We start from the raw sequence: 19,446 nt of genomic DNA on the forward strand, positions 1-19,446 counted from the left end.
ACATATATATAGTGTTGGCCCTTTTCCCCCCAGACAAACCGTGCCATAGGGTAGCCGTCAAACGGGGTATGCATGGGGATTCATTATGCAGATTCGTGAGGCGCTCACCTTCGACGACGTTCTTCTTGTTCCGGCGGCCAGTTCCGTGCTGCCGTCCACGGCGGATACCCGCACGCGGGTGACGCGCAGCATCTCGCTGAACATCCCGCTGCTCTCCAGCGCGATGGACACTGTGACCGAGGCGCGCATGGCCATCGCCATGGCGCAGGCCGGCGGGATCGGCGTCATCCACAAGAACCTCGATATCGAGGCCCAGTCGCAGGAAGTCCGGCGCGTGAAGCGCTTCGAATCCGGCATCGTCTACAATCCCGTCACCCTGACGCCCGACCAGACGCTGGCCGATGCCAAGGCGCTGACCGAGCGCTATGGTTTCACCGGCTTCCCGGTGGTCGACGACCAGCACCGCGTCGTCGGCATCGTCACCAACCGTGACATGCGCTTCGCCCAGAAGGACGAGACCCCCGTCCGGGTGATGATGACCTCGGAAAACCTCGCCATCCTGAAAGAGCCCGCCGACCGCGACGAGGCCATCAGCCTGATGCGCTCGCGCCGGATCGAGAAGCTGCTGGTGACGGACGCCAAAGGCAAGCTGACCGGGCTGCTGACGCTGAAGGATACCGAGAAGGCAGTTTTGAACCCCACAGCCTGCAAGGACGACCTCGGCCGCCTGCGCGTGGCCGCGGCCACCGGCGTGGGCGATGCCGGCTTTGCACGGACCGAGGCGCTGATCGATGCCGGCGTCGACATCGTGGTGATCGACACTGCCCACGGGCACTCCGCCGGGGTGATCGAGGCCGTGGACCGGGCCAAGCGCATCTCGAACCATGTTCAGGTCATCGCCGGGAACGTCGCCACTGCCGAAGCAACCCGCGCGCTGATCGACGCGGGCGCCGATGCGGTCAAGGTCGGCATCGGGCCGGGCTCGATCTGCACCACGCGCATGGTGGCGGGGGTCGGCGTACCGCAGCTGACCGCGATCATGGATTGCGCCAGCGCAGCCGGTGACGTGCCGGTGATCGCCGATGGCGGCATCAAGTTCTCGGGCGACTTCGCCAAGGCCATCGCCGCCGGGGCGTCCTGCGCCATGGTCGGCTCGATGATCGCGGGCACCGACGAATCCCCGGGCGAGGTCATCCTCTACCAGGGCCGCAGCTTCAAATCCTATCGCGGCATGGGCTCGCTTGGCGCCATGGCGCGCGGGTCGGCCGACCGCTACTTCCAGAAAGACGCGGCCAGCGACAAGCTGGTTCCGGAGGGCATCGAGGGGCAGGTGCCCTACAAGGGTGCTGCAGGCGCGGTGATTCACCAGCTGGTCGGCGGTCTGCGCGCCGCAATGGGCTACACCGGCTGCGCCACCGTCGAAGAAATGCGCCGCAACTGCCAGTTCGTGAAGATCACCGGGGCGGGGCTCAAGGAAAGCCACGTCCACGACGTGACGATCACCCGCGAGTCGCCGAACTACCGGATCGGCTGAGGCAGATGACACCGGCGGCCCGCGTTCAGGCGGCAATCGACTGCCTTGACCGGATTCTCGCCGGGGCACCTGCGGAACAGGAACTGACGGGCTGGGCCCGGCGCTCGCGGTTCGCGGGGGCCAAGGATCGCGCCGCCATTCGTGACCACGTGTTCGACGCGCTGCGCTGCCGCCGCTCCTTTGCCGCCCTTGGTGGAGCGGAGACGGGCAGGGGCCTGATGCTTGGCGCTCTGCGAAGTGCGGGCCTCTCTCCTGACGAGCTGTTCACAGGCGCGCCCTACGCGCCGGAAGCGCTGAGCGAGGCGGAACTCGCAGCGGGCCGCGCGCCCGCTCCGGGCGCCGAGGCGGGCGATGTGCCCGACTGGGTCTGGCCGCTGCTCGAATCCGGATTTGGGACTGAGGCCGCCGAGGTGGCAGAGGCGCTGCGGAGCCGCTCCGCCGTCCATCTGCGGGTCAACACCGCCCGGACAACGCTCGAAGAGGCGCAGGCAGCCCTGGCGGAAGAGGGCATCGCCACGCGCCCTCATCCCGCCTCGCCGACCGCGCTGGAAATCACCGAGGGCGCGCGCCGCCTGCGCAACAGCCAGTGCTACCTGGATGGGCGCGTCGAACTGCAGGACGCCGCCAGCCAGGCCATCGTCGATGCCCTGCCGCTGCGCCCGGGGATGAAGGTGCTCGACTATTGCGCGGGCGGTGGGGGCAAGACGCTGGCCGTGGCCGCACGCGGCGAGCTGTCGGTCTTTGCCCATGATGCCGCGCCCCAGCGCCTGCGTGATCTGCCCGCACGGGCGGAACGGGCCGGGGCCAAGGTCCGGATCCTGACAACGGGAGAGCCGGAGTCGGCGGGGCCGTTCGACATCGTGCTCTGCGATGTGCCCTGTTCGGGCAGCGGTGCCTGGCGCCGGTCGCCCGATGGCAAGTGGCGGCTGACGCCCGAGACACTGGCGGCGACGCAGGAGATCCAGCGGGACATCCTGTCGAAGGCGCTGAAGCTCGTGAAACCGGACGGGCTGGTCGCCTATGCCACCTGTTCGATCCTGCCAAATGAGAACGACGTACAGGTGCAACGGGTCGCCGATGGTGCCCCGGGGTGGTCGGTGACCTACCGCAATTTCTGGGACCCGCGCGAGGGGACCGACGGGTTCTTCTCGGCACATCTCCAGCGCCGTTGAGGCGGCATAGGGCACGATACCGCGCGGGGATATTAACCTATGGTTAACCACTGAGCGGGAATATCGTTAAGGTGAATCCCCGGTGGACTTCCCCATGCCCGCGGAGACCCTTTTGTTGTTCAGACGCCCAGCCTCCCGCCCGTCGGGTCCGCAGCGGCCCGCGCCGGGCCTGCGGGCGCTCGTCGTGCTGTCGTTTGCCGCCGGGCTGGGGCTTGTCGCCGCCGTGGTCGCGCCGCCGGGATTCTGGACCCGGGCTTGCGCTGCCGCTGGGCTGGCGCTGGCCGCCGCGGTCGGGCTCGTGCTGTTGCGCCGACGCAGGGCGCCGCCCGCGGGATTCCTTCAGGCCTTCGACATCCTCTTCGCGCAGGACGGCATTCCCGCGATGCTTACGGATGATGAGGGACAGGTGCTGCTGCGCAATCCCGCCGCGGCGCGCCGCTATGCCGAGACCCTCGAGCCGAGCTTGGCCGGGACCTTGCGCGCGGTCTTCGCCAACCCCTCCGCCATCCTTAACCGGTTGCAGGCGCAGGCGGCCACCGAGGGGCAGGCGCGGGAAGACGTGGCGACACGCAACGGGATCCTGCGGCTCTCGGTGCATCAGGTCGAGGCCACGGCGCTGCTCTGGCGGATTGAGGAACTGTCGGACCGCGGCCAGAGCGCCCGTGGCGCCGAGGCGCTGCCGGTGCCCTTGCTGACCGTCGGGCGCTCGGGGGCGATCCTGTTCATGAACGAAGCCGCCCGAGTGCTGATCGGCGCGCGGGTCAAGGCGCTGGAGGGCGTCTTCCAGTCCCTGCCGGTGTGCCCGGGCGCGATCAACGCGATCACGACCGCGCGCGGGCCTATAGAGGTGGTGGTGGCCGAACATGGCGGCGGCGGGCGGCGAGAGCTGTTCCTTCTGCCGCTCGATCCCGGCCACGGCGCCGACTACACTGCACATTTCGAAGCGCTGCCGGTGCCGCTGCTCAAGATCGCCGCCTCGGGGCGGATTCTGGCCGCGAACCGAATCGCCACACGTCTGCTCTCCATCGCGCCCGGAGAGGAAGACGTGGCGATTTCGGACGTGATGGAGGGGCTGGGGCGACCGATAGACGACCTGCTGCGCGATATCATCGCCGGTGATCTGACCCAGTGCAGCGAGTTTCTGCGGTTGATGCGTCCCGACCGCGAGACCTATGTTCAGGTGACCCTGAACCGCGTGCAGGAGAATGCCGAGACCGTGGCGATTGCCGTGCTGAACGATGCAACCGAACTCAAGACGCTGGAGGCGCAATTCGTGCAGAGCCAGAAGATGCAGGCCATCGGTCAGCTCGCGGGTGGGGTGGCCCATGACTTCAACAACCTGCTGACCGCCATTTCGGGCCACTGCGACCTGCTGCTGTTGCGCCATGACCAGGGCGACCGCGATTACGGCGACCTCGTCCAGATCAACCAGAACGCAAACCGCGCGGCGGCGCTGGTGGGGCAGTTGCTGGCCTTCTCGCGCAAGCAGACCCTCAGGCCCGAGGTGCTGGACCTGCGCGATACGATGGCGGACCTGACGCATCTGCTGAACCGGCTGGTGGGCGAAAAGGTCGAACTGACGCTCAGCCACGACCCGGTGTTGCGGCCGATCCGGGCGGACAAGCGTCAGTTGGAACAAGTCATGATGAACCTCGTGGTCAACGCCCGCGACGCGATGCCAAAGGGAGGGGACATACGGATCGAGACCCGGGTGGTCACGCTGGCCGAACCGCTGGTGCGCGACCGCGCGACGATTCCGGCGGGCGAGTACGTCACCGTCACCGTTGCGGACGAGGGTGAGGGCATCGCCACCGACAAGCTGCCGAAGGTGTTCGAACCTTTCTACACCACCAAGCGCACGGGCGAGGGCACGGGGCTGGGGCTCTCAACTGTTTACGGGATCGTCAAGCAGACGGGCGGGTTCATCTTCGCCGACAGCCAGCTGGGCCGGGGCAGCACCTTCACCATCTACTTCCCGGTCTACGACCCGCGCCGGGATGCACCCGAACCGGCGCCGCCGCCCGTGCGCAGCATTTCCCCGACGCATGGCGAGGGCGTTGTCCTTCTGGTGGAAGACGAGGCGCCGGTGCGCGCCTTCGCCTCTCGCGCCTTGCGGTTGCGCGGATATACGGTGCTGGAGGCGGATTGTGCTGAGGACGCGCTCCACATGCTGGAGGACCCTGACCTCTCGGTCGATGTCTTCGTGACCGACGTGGTGATGCCGGGCATGGACGGGCCAAGCTGGGTCCGCCGTGCGCTCCAAACGAGGCCCGATGTGCGGGTTGTCTTTGTCTCGGGTTACGCCGAGGGGGCCTTTACCGATGGCGGGGCAAAGATCCCGAACTCGGTCTTCCTGCCGAAACCCTTCTCTCTGAGCCAGCTGACGGATACGGTTCATCAACAGATGAACTAAACCATTTCAGTCTCTTGGATGGCGCAGTTGAGGTCAAACCTCAGCGCGATTAACGGATGCTTTCGTACAGCTCGTACTCATGTGCAAACTTGCTGCGATAGCGCTCCTCCACGTCGAGAGAGATCAGCGTGCCGCCCGGAGGCGAGACGTTCTCGCGCTTGAGGTCGAGGGTCACCCCCAGCCGCTCTTCGAGGAAACGGTCGAGAGGAGCGCGGTCCTCGTAGCGGAAGAGATGGGTGATCGGCGCTCCGTTCTTGCGTGGTTCCAGGAACTTGGCCTGGCTGCCGACGGTCGCAAAGCCGGGCGTGTCATCTTGCATGTAGGCCAGCACGAAGTCGTCAAAACTCATCCCGGCCGTGGAGTTCGGCGTTCCTGCCAATCCGTCACGCTGGCGGTAGCGATACCAGCTGCCCAGCCAACTCAGCGGTTCGCGCATCACGGCCAGCGTTTCCAGATCGGCCCGGCAGACCTTCTCGAACATCGGCCGGAAAAACCTGTCGTAGCGGAACAGGTTCGCATGTTTCAGCTCGGGCGGCGCGGTCACGACCATGTCGGCGCGCGCGGCAAGAGCGGAGTGATAGGCCGTGGACCCGGTTTTCGGAACGGCGAGGAACGCCAGTCTTTCCTTAGTGAAAACAAGCATATGGTCCGGTCTCTCCTCGGTCCCGCCACGGGATGGTCTGGGTAAACTACTTCTTAACCAAAGCGGAGCACAGTGGGGAGGAGGAAAATTCTGTTGTAATGTTCTCTTTTTGGTCTCATATAGAACAAGAGGCGAACAAAGCAGCGATTGCCGCCCGTCTTCGGGTGTGACAATAAGATAGGGAACAGGACGATGGCGGATCTTTTGACAATGGACAGCAAGAAGAGCGCGGACAAGCAGAAGGCCCTTGAAAGCGCGCTGGCGCAGATCGAGCGGCAGTTCGGCAAGGGCTCGATCATGAAACTCGGATCGGACAACCCGATCGCCGAGATCGAGTCGAGCTCGACCGGCTCTCTCGGCCTCGATATCGCGCTTGGCATCGGCGGCCTGCCGATGGGGCGGATCATCGAGATCTACGGTCCTGAAAGCTCGGGCAAGACCACGCTGACGCTGCACTGCATCGCGGAACAGCAGAAGAAGGGCGGCGTCTGCGCCTTTGTCGATGCCGAGCACGCGCTGGACCCGCAGTATGCCCGCAAGCTGGGCGTCGACCTCGACGAATTGCTGATCTCGCAGCCCGACACCGGCGAGCAGGCGCTGGAGATCACCGATACGCTGGTGCGCTCGGGCGCGGTGAACATGGTCATCGTCGACTCGGTTGCGGCCCTGACTCCGAAATCCGAACTCGAAGGCGACATGGGCGATTCCAGCGTGGGCGTTCAGGCCCGCCTGATGAGCCAGGCCATGCGCAAGCTGACCGGGTCCATCAGCCGTTCCAAGTGCATGGTGATCTTCATCAACCAGATCCGCATGAAGATCGGCGTGATGTTCGGTTCGCCCGAAACCACCACCGGCGGTAACGCCCTCAAATTCTACTCCTCGGTCCGTCTCGACATCCGACGCATCGGCGCGATCAAGGACCGTGACGAGGTGGTCGGCAACGCAACCCGCGTGAAGGTCGTCAAGAACAAGGTGGCGCCGCCGTTCAAGCAGGTGGAATTCGACATCATGTACGGCGAGGGCATCTCCAAGACTGGCGAACTGCTGGATCTGGGCGTCGCCGCGGGCGTGGTCAACAAATCCGGCGCATGGTTCTCCTACGGGGATGAGCGCATCGGCCAGGGCCGCGAGAATGCCAAGCAGTTCCTGAGGGACAATTCGCAGATCGCGCTTGAGATCGAAGACAAGATCCGCGCCTCGCACGGTCTCGACTTCCACATGGACGACGGCGACAGCAGCGACGAGGACATCCTCGAAGCCTGAGGCCGTCCAACGGACCCAATGCTGGCGGGCGGACCGGATCGGTCCGCCCGTCGTGTTTTGCGGGCAGGCTTATGGACAGTGGAGGGGCGGACGGATAAACCGGCCCAAACGTCCAAAAGAGCCAGAAGCTATGCGCACGCTGAACGATATCCGATCCACCTTCCTCGGCTACTTTGCCAAGAACGGCCACGAAGTGGTCGACAGCAGCCCGCTGGTGCCGCGGAACGATCCGACACTGATGTTCGCGAACTCGGGAATGGTGCAGTTCAAGAACCTGTTCACCGGGGTCGAGACACGCGATTACAAGCGCGCGACCACGGCGCAGAAATGCGTGCGTGCCGGGGGCAAGCATAACGACTTGGACAACGTCGGCTATACGGCGCGTCACCATACCTTCTTTGAAATGCTGGGGAATTTCTCGTTCGGCGACTACTTCAAGTCCGACGCGATCCCATTTGCATGGGAACTGGTGACCAAGGAGTTCGGCATCGACAAGTCGCGGCTCTACGTGACCGTGTACCACACCGATGACGAGGCGGCCGAGATCTGGAAGAAGACCGGCGTGCCCGAAGACCGGATCATCCGCATCGCCACCAACGACAACTTCTGGATGATGGGCCCCACCGGTCCCTGTGGTCCCTGCACCGAGATCTTCTATGACCACGGCGACAAGTACTGGGGCGGCCCTCCGGGATCGCCCGAGGAAGACGGTGACCGCTTCGTCGAGATCTGGAACCTCGTCTTCATGCAGTACGAGCAGTTCGAGGACGGCACCCGCCGCGAGCTGGAGGCCCAGAGCATCGACACCGGCATGGGGATCGAGCGGGTTGCGGCGCTGCTGCAGGGTACCAACGACAACTATGCCACCGACCTCATCCGTTCGCTGATTGAGGCCAGCGCCGATGCCACCTCGACCGATCCAGACGGTCCCGGCAAGACCCATCACCGGGTGATCGCCGACCACCTGCGGTCGACCTCCTTCCTGCTGGCCGATGGCGTGATGCCCTCGAACGACGGGCGCGGCTATGTGCTGCGCCGGATCATGCGCCGTGCCATGCGCCACGCGCATCTGCTGGGCGCCAAGGATCCGCTGATGCACCGGCTGGTGCCGGCGCTGGTCCGCCAGATGGGCGCCGCCTATCCGGAACTGGTCCGCGCGCAGCCGCTGATCGAGGAAACGCTGAAGCTCGAGGAAACCCGGTTCAAGCAGACGCTGGACCGTGGCCTCAAGCTGCTGGACGACGAGGTCCTTCTGCTGGGTCAGGGCAAGGAACTCCCGGGCGAGGCCGCATTCAAGCTCTACGATACGTACGGCTTCCCGCTCGACCTCACGCAGGATGCCCTGCGCGAGAAGGGGCTGACCGTCGACACCAGCGGCTTCGACGTCGCCATGGCCGAGCAGAAGGCCAAGGCCCGCGCCGCGTGGGCCGGTTCGGGTGAAGCCGCCGATGCAACCGTCTGGTACGATCTTTACGAGGCTGACGGCGCCACCGACTTCCTCGGCTACGACACCGAGACCGCCGAGGGTCAGGTCGTGGCCCTCGTCGACGACAAGATGAATCAGGTCGACGCGTTGACTGCGGGGGCGACCGGCTACATCGTGACCAACCAGACCCCGTTCTATGCGGAGTCCGGTGGCCAGGTGGGCGACACCGGCTGGATCCGCCGTCTGCAGGACGAGGACGATTACGCCGAGGTGACCGACACCCAGAAGATGGCAGGCGGCAAGCTCTCCATTCACAAGGTGAATGTCGTGCATGGCACCATCACCGCGGGCGATGCCGTGGCCTTGGAGGTCGATCATCACCGCCGGAGCATGATCCGTGCGAACCACTCGGCGACGCACCTGCTGCATGAAGCCTTGCGAGAGACGCTTGGCGACCACGTGGCGCAGCGCGGCTCGCTGAACGCGCCGGACCGGCTTCGCTTCGACTTCAGCCACGCCAAGGCGATGAGCAAGGACGAGTTGCGCCAGGTCGAGCGTGACGTGAACGCCTATATCCGCCAAAACAGCGCGGTCATGACCCGGATCATGACGCCCGACGACGCCCGCGCCATCGGCGCCCAGGCGCTCTTTGGCGAAAAGTACGGCGACGAGGTGCGCGTGGTCTCGATGGGCCGCGCCGATACCGGCAAGGGCACCGACGGCAAGACCTATTCGATCGAGCTCTGCGGCGGCACCCATGTCGAGCGCACGGGTGACATCGGCGCCTTTGCCCTGACCTCTGAATCCGCGTCTTCCGCGGGGGTCCGCCGGATCGAGGCGCTGACCGGCGCAGCCGCGATGACCGAGCTCCGGGGCCGCGACGAACGCCTGTCCGAGATCGAGGGCCTGCTGAAGGTCGGTCGTGATGAAGTGGCCGAACGGGTCAAGGCCCTGATGGACGAGCGCAAGGCGCTCAGCAACGAGGTGGCCCAGCTGCGCCGCGAACTGGCGATGTTCGGCGGCGCGGGGCAGGGTGCCCCGGCCGAGGCGCGTGACGTCAACGGCGTCAAGTTCCATGCCCAGGTGCTCTCGGGCGTCTCGGGCAAGGACCTGCCCGCGCTGATCGACGAGCACAAGTCGCGGCTCGGCTCCGGCGCTGTGCTGCTGATCGCCGATACCGGCGGCAAGGCCGCGGTTGCGGCCGGCGTCACGGCGGACCTTGCCGACAAGGTCTCGGCGGTCGATCTCGTACGCGCGGCGGTCGGAGAGCTGGGCGGCAAGGGCGGCGGTGGCCGTCCCGACATGGCGCAGGGCGGTGGGGCCAGCACCGAGAACGCCGACGCGGCCATCAAGGCGGCCGAAACCGTGATCGGAGGCTGACCCATGGCCGCACTCTGGATCTCGAACTCCACCGTTACCGACCCGGAGAGCTACGCCCAGTACGGCAAGCTGGCGGGGCCGGTGATCGCGGCACATGGCGGGCGCTTCATCGCCCGCAGCGCGCCCTACACGCAGCTTGAAGGCCACGAGCATCCCCGCCACGTGGTCATCCGCTTCCCGAGCCTGGAAGAGGCGGTGGCCTGCTACACTTCCGAGGGCTACCACGCGGCACACGCGCCTGCGGCGGGTGCGGCGCAGCGGGACGTCTGCATCGTCGAATGCGAGGACGATCCGCTCGATCAGCCCGGCGCGCTCTGGATCGCCCATGTGACGGTTACCGACGAAGAGGCCTACAGCAAGTATGCCGCGCTCGCCGGTCCGGCCATCGCCGCGCATGACGGGCGTTTCATCGCCCGCGCAGGCCGCTACCAGCAGATGGAAGGCAAGGACCGCGCCCGCAACGTCGTTGCGATCTTCCCGACCCGCGCCCGCGCGGTCGAATGCTACCACTCCGACGCCTACCAGGCCGGGCTCGCCCACGCGCGCGGCGCGTCCGAGCGTGACCTGCTGGTGGTCGAGATTAACGGATAGCGGGATTGAACGCGGCGCACCTGACGCCTGTCCTGATGCTGCTGGCCTCCAACGTCTTCATGACGGTGGCATGGTACGGCCATCTCCGGTTCCCGCACGCGGCGCTCTGGCTGGTGATCCTCATCAGCTGGAGCATCGCCTTCGTGGAATACTGCCTTGCCGTTCCCGCCAACCGGATCGGCCACGCGGTCTATTCCGCCGCCGAACTCAAGACCATTCAGGAGATCATCACGCTCGTCGTCTTCGCGGGCTTCTCCGTCCTGGTCCTGAAGGAGCCGCTTGGCCTGAACCACCTGGTCGGCTTCGGTTTCATCGCGCTCGGCGCCTTCTTCATCTTCCGCGGCCCATTTTGACCCTGGCTTCCTTGGGTCGATAAATATCCCCGCCGGAGGCTTGGCCCGCAGGGCCAAACGAAAAACGGCGCCCGCGAGGGGCGCCGTTGCAAATCTGATCAGCCCTTAGCGATCAGGCCGACTTGGCCATCCGCTTGCGCTCGTGCGGGTCGAGGTAGCGCTTGCGCAGACGGATCGCGTTCGGCGTAACTTCCACCAGTTCGTCGTCGTCGATATAGGCGATGGCCTCTTCCAGCGACATGGTGACCGGGGTGGTCAGGCGCACGGCTTCGTCGGTGCCCGAGGCGCGGACGTTGGTCAGCTTCTTGCCTTTCAGCGGGTTCACTTCGAGGTCGTTGTCGCGGCTGTGCTCACCGATGATCATGCCGGTGTAGACGTCGGCCTGTGCGCCGATGAACATCTTGCCACGCTCTTCGAGGTTCCAGAGCGCGTAGGCAACGGACTGGCCGTTCTCCATCGAGATCAGCACGCCCGCGCGGCGGCCCGGGATCGGGCCCTTGTGCGGCGCCCATTCGTGGAACACGCGGTTCAGTACGCCGGTGCCACGGGTGTCTGTCAGGAACTCGCCCTGGTAACCGATCAGGCCGCGCGAGGGCACGTAGGCGATGATGCGGGTCTTGCCTGCGCCGGCGGGCTTCATCTCGGCCAGTTCGCCCTTGCGCGCGCCGGTGACCTTTTCGATCACCGCGCCCGAGTATTCGTCATCCACGTCGATGGTGACTTCCTCGATCGGCTCGAAGCGCTGGCCGTTCTCTTCGCGGAACAGAACCTGCGGGCGCGAAATCGACAGTTCGAAGCCTTCGCGGCGCATGTTCTCGATCAGCACGCCCATCTGGAGTTCGCCGCGGCCGGCAACCTCGAAGGCCTCACCGCCGGGGGTGTCGGTGATCTTGATGGCGACGTTCGATTCCGCTTCCTTCATCAGGCGCTCACGGATCACGCGCGACTGGACCTTCTTGCCGTCACGGCCTGCCAGCGGGCTATCGTTGATGCCGAAGGTCACGCTGATGGTCGGCGGATCGATCGGCTGGGCCGGGATCGCTTCGTCGACCGAGGTGGCGCAGAGCGTATCGGCAACGGTCGCCTTGGTCATACCGGCGAGCGAGACGATGTCGCCCGCTTCGGCGACGTCGATGGGCTGCTGGCTCAGGCCACGGAAGGCGAGGATCTTGGTGGCGCGGAAGTTCTCGATCAGCTTGCCGTCGCGCGCCAGAGCCTTGATCGATTCACCGGCCTTGAGGGTGCCGCTCTCGACGCGGCCGGTCAGGATGCGGCCAATGAAGGGGTCGCTGCCGAGGGTCACGGCCAGCATGCGGAAGGGCTCTTCCTTCTTCGCGATCTGCTTGGGCGCGGGCACGTGCTTGACGATCAGTTCGAACAGGGCCGAGAGGTCCTTCCGGGGGCCGTCCAGCTCCATGTCGGCCCAGCCGCTGCGGCCCGAGGCGTACATCGCGGGGAAGTCGAGCTGTTGGTCGTCCGCACCGAGGTTGGCGAATAGGTCAAAGCATTCGTCCAGCGCGCGGTCCGGCTCCGCGTCTGCCTTGTCGACCTTGTTCAGCACGACGATGGGGCGCAGGCCGAGGGCCAGCGCCTTGGAGGTCACGAACTTGGTCTGCGGCATCGGGCCTTCGGCGGCGTCGACCAGCAGCACCACGCCGTCGACCATCGACAGGATGCGTTCGACTTCACCCCCAAAGTCGGCGTGGCCGGGGGTGTCGACGATGTTGATACGTGTGCCCTTCCACTCGACCGAGGTCGCCTTGGCAAGGATGGTGATCCCGCGCTCGCGTTCCAGGTCGTTGGAGTCCATGGCGCGCTCGGCAACGGCCTGGTTCTCGCGGAAGGCACCGGATTGTTTGAGCAGTTCGTCCACGAGCGTTGTCTTGCCGTGGTCGACGTGGGCGATGATCGCGATATTGCGCAGGTCCATGGGGTCACTCTTGTTCCGGAAGTTGCCGCGCGCATACCGCGCCGCAGCGCAGAAGGCTAGGGTGAAAGCGTCGAAACAGCCTGAAATCGGCGCTCCGTGGCGTCGTTTTCGTCAGCGCGCGGGCCCGGGCCATATGCCAGTTGCCATGAACTGGCGCACTTCTGCGCAGCTGGTGCGCACCGCGGCGGCGCGCCGGATGCGCTGTCGCAGCCGCTGCTGGCGGCGCGACGGGGGCTCGCGGCCGGTCCCGGCGATCTCGTTTACCCGCAGCCAGTCCATCTCGTCCAGCGCGGCCTGGTCCAATCCGACCTCGCCCAGCAGGGCCGAGGCGGCGGCAAAGGACGAGCCCTCCGCGCCGGTCAATGTCTCGAAGTTGACATGCAGCCGCATGTGGCTGGGATAGCTGCGCACCGTTTCCAGCAGCCCGTGCAGCCGGTCGAGCTCGACCGCGGTCGCCGACGCGATCTGCCGCTCGGTGACTAACATACGTGACCCCATCTGGTCGGAGAGGTGCGAGGCGATGGCGTCGCGCGGGTCGCGCAGCACCAGCAGGAGCCGGTCGGTGCGGGGATCGAAGTCCGGCAGCGGGCCGTCGCCGAGCGGATGGGCCTTGACGGTGACAGGCGCGAGAGCGGCCGACCATGCGCCGCGTGTTCCGCGTGTGGTGTCGTCGCTGCCGCCGCCGGGGAGTTCCGAGAAGACGCGGCGCGCGGCGAAGTCCAGCAGTGTGGTGACCAGCCTGTTGCCGCTGCGGGGATAGGACAGGACGTGCCAGTTCAGCACCCTGTCGACATTGCGGGCCAGTTTCATGACAGGCCTTTTGCCGCCGCCGGGACAGCGGAGGGCAGGGGCGTCTGGCTGATCGGCATGGGATACTCGCGGGTCTTGGGGTCTTGACGGTTAGAACGCGCCTGCGCGCTGTTTCCGTCGCCCGAGACCTAATCTTTTTCGCGCGGCCCGCCAGCCTGCCGCGACGTCCTCCCGCAAATGTGAGGGGGGCCCGCAGGCCCCCGTGCATCGTCGTGGTTCAATCGCCTCGCTGCGCGGGCCAATCAGCCCGCGAGCGCCTTGTTCAGGTTCTCGTCCACCTTCTCGAGGAAGCCCATGGTCGTCAGCCACTTCTGGTCGGGTCCGACCAGCAGCGCGAGGTCCTTGGTCATGAAGCCGCTCTCGACCGTGTCGACGACCACCTTTTCCATCGTCTCGGCAAAGCTCATCAGCGCCGCGTTGTCGTCCAGCTTGGCGCGGTGCTTGAGCCCGCCGGTCCATGCGAAGATCGAGGCGATGGAGTTGGTCGAGGTCTGTTCGCCCTTCTGGTGCTGGCGGTAGTGGCGCGTCACGGTGCCATGAGCGGCCTCGGATTCGACGATCTTGCCATCCGGCGTCATCAGCACCGAGGTCATCAGACCGAGCGAGCCGAAGCCCTGCGCCACGGTGTCGGACTGTACGTCGCCATCGTAGTTCTTGCAGGCCCAGACGTAGCCGCCGGACCATTTGAGCGAGGAGGCGACCATGTCGTCGATCAGGCGGTGTTCGTACCAGATGCCCGCCTTCTTGAACTGCTCCTCGAATTCCTCTTCGTAGACCTTCTGGAAGAGGTCCTTGAAGCGCCCGTCATAGGCTTTGAGGATGGTGTTCTTGGTCGAGAGATACACCGGCCACTTGAGGTTGAGCCCGTAGTTCAGCGAGGCACGGGCGAAGTCGAGGATCGACTCGTCGAGGTTGTACATCGACATGAAGACACCCGCGTCGGGGGCCTGGTAGACCTCCTTCTCGATCACCTCGCCATCTTCGCCGACGAACTTCATCGACAGGGTGCCCTTGCCGGGAAAGCGGAAGTCGGTGGCCTTGTACTGGTCGCCGAAGGCGTGGCGGCCAACGACGATGGGCTTGGTCCAGCCGGGCACGAGGCGCGGCACGTTGCGGCAGATGATTGGCTGGCGGAAGATCACACCGCCGAGGATGTTGCGGATGGTGCCGTTGGGCGAGCGCCACATCTGCTTGAGCCCGAATTCCTCGACGCGGGCCTCGTCGGGGGTGATTGTGGCGCATTTCACGCCGACGCCGACCTCCTTGATCTTGTTGGCGGCGTCGACGGTGATCTGGTCGTCGGTGCGATCACGTTCCTCGATGCCAAGGTCGTAGTACAGCAAATCGATATCCAGGTAGGGCAGGATCAGCTTCTTCTTGATGAAATCCCAGATGATCCGGGTCATCTCGTCACCGTCCAGTTCGATGATGGGGTTGTCCACCTTGATCTTGGTCATGGGTCGGCACCTTTCGCAGGTTGTTCGAGTCGGAGGAGTAGGGCCTCTCTAGACTAGAATCGCTCGCCGGAAAAGATTGTATGCGACGGTATACTGTCTTTCCACGTATGGTGGCTGTGTTTCATTTCGATACAATGGCTGCATCCATATCGGCATTGAGTTTGAACGGCACCGTAGTCTGCGGGAATTGTTAAATTGCTAATGTTCCTGTGACCGAAGTGCGCTAGCAAGCGGCATCACGCCTCGAACTCCTCCAATCGAAAGTTCAGAAGATGCTCAAGACCTTGTTCGCCGCTGCGGCTATTGCAGTGGCGCCGTTTGCCAGTGCGCAGGCCGCGACGCTCGACGCGGTCGAACTGCTCCAGCAATTCAACCTCATCACCACCGGCGACGTGCAGGTGAACAGCCTTCACGTCCACGGCCGCGCGCTGATCGGCGGCACGATGACCGGCAACCTCGCCGAGGTGAACCACGACAACATCGACAACCTCGTCGCGTCCGATTTCGACGAGCTGATCCTCGGCGAGCGGACCTCGGGTACCAATGTCCGCGTTCTCAACGGCGGCTCTGTCAGCACCACCGGCTCGGGCGGGTACATCGACGCGGCCAGCGTCTCGACGCCCGCGGTCGCCCCGGAAAACTACGCCGCGATCCTGTCAGAGTTCTCCGACAACCTCGCGCTGCTGAGCAGCACCGCCTCGGCTGACAAGACGACCTTCACGAACCGCATCAGCTTTGACAGCTCGGCCTCCGGTGGCACCACTGTCTATGACATCACCGCCGCCGACCTGGCAGGTCGCGAGGTAGAACTGCTACTGAACGGCGCCGACAATATCGTGATCAACGTCACCGGCAGCGGCACGCTGAACTGGAACACCAACTCCATCGGTGACAAGAGCGTGTCGACCAACGTGATCTGGAACTTCGTCGGGTTCGACCAGATCAACATCACCTCGACCATCTGGGGTCAGATCCTCGCCGGTGGGTCGGACGTCTACTTCTCGACCGATCTCGAAGGCTCGCTCTTTGCCAAGAACGTGACTGGGCAGGCGCAGATCCACGTGCAGACGCTCGACTATCCGAACCCGCAGCCGGTTCCGCTGCCGGCGACATTGCCGCTGATCCTCGTCGGTCTGGGCGCGTTTGGCGTACTGCGTCGCCGCAAGGCCTGAACCGTCAGGTTAGAGAAACGAAAAACCCGCCCGGAGGCGATCCGGGCGGGTTTTTCATTTTCGGGGAAACGGGTAACCTACTTGCCGTGCGCGGTAAACCACGGTGCGATCATCTCGCGAACGCGGGTCCAGAGCGCGGGGGCGCCACGGGCGACCTTGGTACCGACCCGTTGCTCCAGCTGCGCCAGCGTCACGTCGTACTCGCGCCAGCTATGGCCGCCGGAATGCAGGTTGGACAGGGCCGGCTGAACCCGGTCGATCGACTTGGCAAAGACCGCGTCCGGGCTCTCCGAGGCTTCGAACTCTTCCCAGAGCGCGCGCAGTTCCGCACCCTGATCCGCGGGTAGCAAACCGAACAACCGGTCGGCGGCCGCCTGTTCCCGGGCCTCCTGTTCGGCAGTGTCGTGCTGACCGTGGATGGGCGTGTCTCCGGCGTCGATCTCGACGATGTCGTGCAGCAGCAGCATCCGGATCACCCGGTCAATCGAGACTCCGGGGCCAGCATGATCGGCGAGGATCAGGGCGTGCAGGGCCACGTGCCAGGAGTGTTCGGCAGAGTTTTCGGAGCGCGAGCCGTCGTGCAGTGTCGTTGCACGGTGCACCGTCTTCAGCGCGTCGGCCTCGGCGAGGAAGGCCAGCTGGGCATCGGTACGCGCCGTCATTGACCGGCCTTGGTTCGTGACTGCGCCAGCCGGGTTTCGAGAAACCGGCGGGCCGTGCGTTCGGCCTGCCGGACCCGGATCTCGCTGAGGTAGGCTTCTTCCAGCGTCTGCGAAGAGGTGCCGATCACGCCGGCAACCTCCATGAACAGCCGGTCATTCCCGGTTTCTTCCATGGCGGCCATCGTGTCGTCGGCCAGCTTGGCGGCCAGGGACTCGATCGTGCTCATGTCAGCGGGTGTTCTCGGTCAGGCGCCGCTTCACGTAGTCGGTGACGCTGGTGATCATCGTCTCCATGTGCTGGTCCTGGAAGAAGTGGTCCGCACCCGGCACTTCCTCGTGCGTGATGGTGATGCCCTTCTGCTCGTGCAGCTTGCTGACCAGCGCGGTGGTGTCCGCCGGGGGCGCGACACGGTCGGCGCCACCGTTGATGATCAGGCCGGAAGAGGGGCAGGGCGCCAGGAACGAGAAGTCGTACATGTTCGCCGGCGGAGAGACGCTAATGAATCCCGTGATCTCGGGGCGGCGCATGAGCAGCTGCATCCCGATCCACGCCCCGAAGGAGAAGCCCGCAACCCAGCAATGCTTGGAGTTGTTGTTCATGGACTGCAGGTAGTCGAGCGCCGAGGCAGCGTCGGACAGCTCGCCGATGCCCTGGTCGTACTCGCCCTGGCTTCGGCCCACGCCGCGGAAATTGAACCGCAGCACGGTAAAGCCCATGTTGTAAAACGCGTAGTGGAGGTTATAGACGACCTTGTTGTTCATCGTGCCGCCGAACTGGGGGTGCGGGTGCAACACGATGGCGATGGGCGCGTCCTTTTCCTTCTGCGGATGGTAGCGGCCTTCGAGGCGGCCTTCGGGTCCGGGAAAAATCACCTCGGGCATGGGCAGTTATGTCCTGTCTCTTGTTAACGGAGCGCCCAGCGGCATTCTTGACGAATTGGCCAGGTCTCTTTAGAACGGTTCTAATCGACGGTGCGACGTTTGTCAGCACGTCGTCTGCGGCACATAGGCAATGCACGCGGAAAGGTCAATCTTTCCGCGCCGCTGACGGGGTTTGGAGGGAATGAAGTGAAGCTATCTACCAAGGGCAGATACGCGATGGTTGCGCTGGCGGATATCGCTCTGCAACCGGAAGGCACGCTGGTGAACCTGGGCGACATCGCCCAGCGGCAGAAGATCTCGCTGCCCTATCTGGAACAACTCTTCGTCAAACTGCGCCGGGGCGACCTCGTGACTTCGGTGCGCGGACCCGGTGGCGGCTATCGTCTGTCGCGTCCGGCCAGCGAGATCCGCGTGGTCGATGTGCTCTCGGCGGTCGATGAAACCGTCGACGCCATGCACAAGGGGGCAGGGGCCTCGGGCGGGTCGTCCGGCAGCCGAGCGCAGTCCTTGACAAACCGGCTGTGGCAGGGTCTGAGCGCGCACGTTTACGTCTTCCTGCACCAGACCAGCCTGCAGGACGTGATCTCGAACGAACTGGCGCCCTGTCCCGCCGTGCCGGGCCTGCTGGCGATCGTGGACGACTGATCCCGGGTCCGGCGCCAAGTGGCGCTGTCGGATTCGAGTATTTGGAAAGAGAAGAAGCATGGACCGCGTCTATCTCGATCATAACGCCACGGCGCCGCTGAGGCCCGAGGCGCGGGCGGCGATGATCGCGGCGATGGATGCGGTGGGGAACCCCTCGTCGGTCCATGCGGAGGGACGTGCGGCCAAGGCCATCATCGAGCGCGCGCGGGCGCAGGTGGCGAGTGCCTTCGGGGCTGATGGAGCGGACGTGATCTTTACCTCGGGTGCGACCGAGGCCGCGGGGCTTGCCTGCGCCGGGCGCGACCTGCATGGGGCCGAGGTGGAGCACGACGCGGTACGCGCCTGGGTGACCTGCGACCTGCCGGTCGATGCGTCGGGCCGGGTGCAGGTGGCCGATCCGGCGCGGTCGGTGCTGCAGATGGCCAACTCGGAAACCGGTGTGATCCAGGACCTGCCCGAGGGGCTTGCCGTCACCGACGCGACACAGGCTTTCGGTAAGCTCCCGGTCGCGTTCAACTGGTGCGGGGCGCAGATGGCGCTGATCTCGGCGCACAAGATCGGCGGGCCAAAGGGGATTGGCGCACTGGTGGTGCGGCGCGGGACCGAGGTTCCGGCGCAGATTCGCGGTGGTGGCCAGGAGATGGGGCGCCGCTCGGGGACAGAGAATATCCTCGGAATCGCGGGTTTTGGCGCTGCGGCCGAGGCGGCGGCGCGGGATCTTGCAGATGGGGTCTGGCAACGAATCGAAGAATTTAGAAATATTCTAGAAATGCATCTTGAGGGTTCCACAAATAAGACTATTTTTGTCGGGAAAGAGTCGCGGCGTCTGCCGAACACATCCTGCCTGGCCACGCCGGGCTGGAAGGGAGAGACGCAGGTGATGCAGATGGATCTGGCCGGTTTCGCGATCAGCGCCGGGTCAGCCTGTTCCAGCGGCAAGGTCAGGGCCAGCCAGGTGCTGACGGCCATGGGGTTTGACGAAGGAGCGGCCAGCAGCGCCATCCGCGTCTCGCTCGGGCCGGAGACCACGAAAGAAGATGTGCTGCGTTTCGCCGAAGCGTGGCTCGCCAAGGAAAAGAAACATCGCGCGCGCGCCGCGTGAGAGAGATACAG

At 65.1% G+C, this 19,446-nt stretch carries 17 protein-coding genes and 1 pseudogene; 11 read left to right on the forward strand and 7 right to left on the reverse strand.

What is annotated here, in order from left to right; all coding sequences use genetic code 11:
- The first annotated feature begins 85 nt into the window (after positions 1-85).
- The 3 genes from guaB to DDT93_RS04010 all read left to right on the forward strand — a co-directional run bounded on the left by guaB (position 86) and on the right by DDT93_RS04010 (position 5,119).
- A complete protein-coding gene (guaB, locus tag DDT93_RS04000) occupies positions 86-1,534 on the forward strand; it encodes an IMP dehydrogenase (protein ID WP_109464486.1) in 1,449 nt (482 codons plus the stop codon).
- 5 nt (positions 1,535-1,539) lie between these two features.
- Complete coding sequence (locus DDT93_RS04005; protein WP_109464487.1) at positions 1,540-2,706, forward strand: RsmB/NOP family class I SAM-dependent RNA methyltransferase; 1,167 nt, start codon at positions 1,540-1,542, stop codon at positions 2,704-2,706.
- 115 nt (positions 2,707-2,821) lie between these two features.
- On the forward strand, positions 2,822-5,119 hold the full coding sequence (locus DDT93_RS04010; RefSeq protein WP_232825360.1) for a hybrid sensor histidine kinase/response regulator: 2,298 nt from the start codon (positions 2,822-2,824) through the stop codon (positions 5,117-5,119).
- Between the two features lie 49 nt (positions 5,120-5,168).
- On the opposite strand, the gene DDT93_RS04015 is transcribed toward DDT93_RS04010, so the two are convergent.
- Complete coding sequence (locus DDT93_RS04015) at positions 5,169-5,762, reverse strand: gamma-glutamyl kinase (RefSeq protein WP_109464489.1); 594 nt, start codon at positions 5,760-5,762, stop codon at positions 5,169-5,171.
- Between the two features lie 192 nt (positions 5,763-5,954).
- On the opposite strand from DDT93_RS04015, the gene recA reads away from it, so the two are divergent.
- The 5 genes and pseudogenes from recA (at position 5,955) to DDT93_RS04035 (ending at position 10,775) form a co-directional block, all read left to right on the forward strand.
- Complete coding sequence (gene recA, locus DDT93_RS04020) at positions 5,955-7,025, forward strand: recombinase RecA (RefSeq protein WP_109464490.1); 1,071 nt, start codon at positions 5,955-5,957, stop codon at positions 7,023-7,025.
- Between the two features lie 130 nt (positions 7,026-7,155).
- Positions 7,156-9,831, forward strand: coding sequence for an alanine--tRNA ligase (gene alaS / locus DDT93_RS04025; RefSeq protein WP_109464491.1), 2,676 nt, complete (start codon positions 7,156-7,158; stop codon positions 9,829-9,831).
- Between the two features lie 3 nt (positions 9,832-9,834).
- A pseudogene (locus tag DDT93_RS26705) lies at positions 9,835-10,098 on the forward strand (DUF1330 domain-containing protein); the annotation flags it as partial.
- A gap of 3 nt (positions 10,099-10,101) precedes the next feature.
- Positions 10,102-10,422 (forward strand): DUF1330 domain-containing protein, encoded by a 321-nt coding sequence (locus DDT93_RS04030; protein WP_109464751.1) that lies wholly within the window; start codon positions 10,102-10,104, stop codon positions 10,420-10,422.
- A 35-nt stretch (positions 10,423-10,457) separates the two neighbouring features.
- Complete coding sequence (locus DDT93_RS04035) at positions 10,458-10,775, forward strand: DMT family protein (RefSeq protein ID WP_109464752.1); 318 nt, start codon at positions 10,458-10,460, stop codon at positions 10,773-10,775.
- Positions 10,776-10,887: 112 nt separating this feature from the next.
- Here the strand turns inward: DDT93_RS04035 and typA are convergent, their stop codons facing one another.
- From typA to DDT93_RS04050, 3 genes are all read right to left on the reverse strand, one after another.
- Positions 10,888-12,705, reverse strand: a complete 1,818-nt coding sequence (gene typA / locus DDT93_RS04040; RefSeq protein ID WP_109464492.1) for a translational GTPase TypA — start codon at positions 12,703-12,705, stop codon at positions 10,888-10,890.
- 111 nt (positions 12,706-12,816) lie between these two features.
- Positions 12,817-13,515: a hypothetical protein gene (locus tag DDT93_RS04045; RefSeq protein ID WP_109464493.1), complete on the reverse strand. Its 699-nt coding sequence runs from the start codon at positions 13,513-13,515 to the stop codon at positions 12,817-12,819.
- 242 nt (positions 13,516-13,757) lie between these two features.
- On the reverse strand, positions 13,758-14,972 hold the full coding sequence (locus tag DDT93_RS04050; RefSeq protein ID WP_109464494.1) for an NADP-dependent isocitrate dehydrogenase: 1,215 nt from the start codon (positions 14,970-14,972) through the stop codon (positions 13,758-13,760).
- Between the two features lie 272 nt (positions 14,973-15,244).
- Here DDT93_RS04050 and DDT93_RS04055 point away from each other — a divergent pair, with 272 nt between their 5' ends.
- Positions 15,245-16,144 (forward strand): collagen-binding domain-containing protein, encoded by a 900-nt coding sequence (locus DDT93_RS04055; protein WP_109464495.1) that lies wholly within the window; start codon positions 15,245-15,247, stop codon positions 16,142-16,144.
- 77 nt (positions 16,145-16,221) lie between these two features.
- Here the strand turns inward: DDT93_RS04055 and DDT93_RS04060 are convergent, their stop codons facing one another.
- Genes DDT93_RS04060 through DDT93_RS04070 form a run of 3 tightly spaced genes read right to left on the reverse strand, consistent with a single transcriptional unit; the run spans position 16,222 to position 17,688 of the window.
- Entirely contained in the window at positions 16,222-16,806 is a 585-nt protein-coding gene (locus DDT93_RS04060; protein WP_109464496.1) for an HD domain-containing protein, read from the reverse strand.
- On the reverse strand, positions 16,803-17,033 hold the full coding sequence (locus tag DDT93_RS04065) for a hypothetical protein (protein ID WP_109464497.1): 231 nt from the start codon (positions 17,031-17,033) through the stop codon (positions 16,803-16,805). The genes DDT93_RS04060 and DDT93_RS04065 overlap by 4 nt, the downstream gene beginning before the upstream one ends.
- A gap of 1 nt (position 17,034) precedes the next feature.
- Positions 17,035-17,688, reverse strand: coding sequence for an alpha/beta hydrolase (locus tag DDT93_RS04070; RefSeq protein ID WP_109464498.1), 654 nt, complete (start codon positions 17,686-17,688; stop codon positions 17,035-17,037).
- A gap of 186 nt (positions 17,689-17,874) precedes the next feature.
- Here DDT93_RS04070 and iscR point away from each other — a divergent pair, with 186 nt between their 5' ends.
- Positions 17,875-18,333 (forward strand): Fe-S cluster assembly transcriptional regulator IscR, encoded by a 459-nt coding sequence (gene iscR / locus DDT93_RS04075; RefSeq protein WP_109464499.1) that lies wholly within the window; start codon positions 17,875-17,877, stop codon positions 18,331-18,333.
- Positions 18,334-18,391: 58 nt separating this feature from the next.
- Positions 18,392-19,435 (forward strand): cysteine desulfurase family protein, encoded by a 1,044-nt coding sequence (locus DDT93_RS04080; protein WP_109464500.1) that lies wholly within the window; start codon positions 18,392-18,394, stop codon positions 19,433-19,435.
- The last annotated feature ends 11 nt before the right edge of the window (positions 19,436-19,446 follow it).

The sequence above is a fragment of the Albibacillus kandeliae genome (genome assembly GCF_003116585.1).
In the GTDB taxonomy this organism is placed as follows: domain Bacteria; phylum Pseudomonadota; class Alphaproteobacteria; order Rhodobacterales; family Rhodobacteraceae; genus Albibacillus; species Albibacillus kandeliae.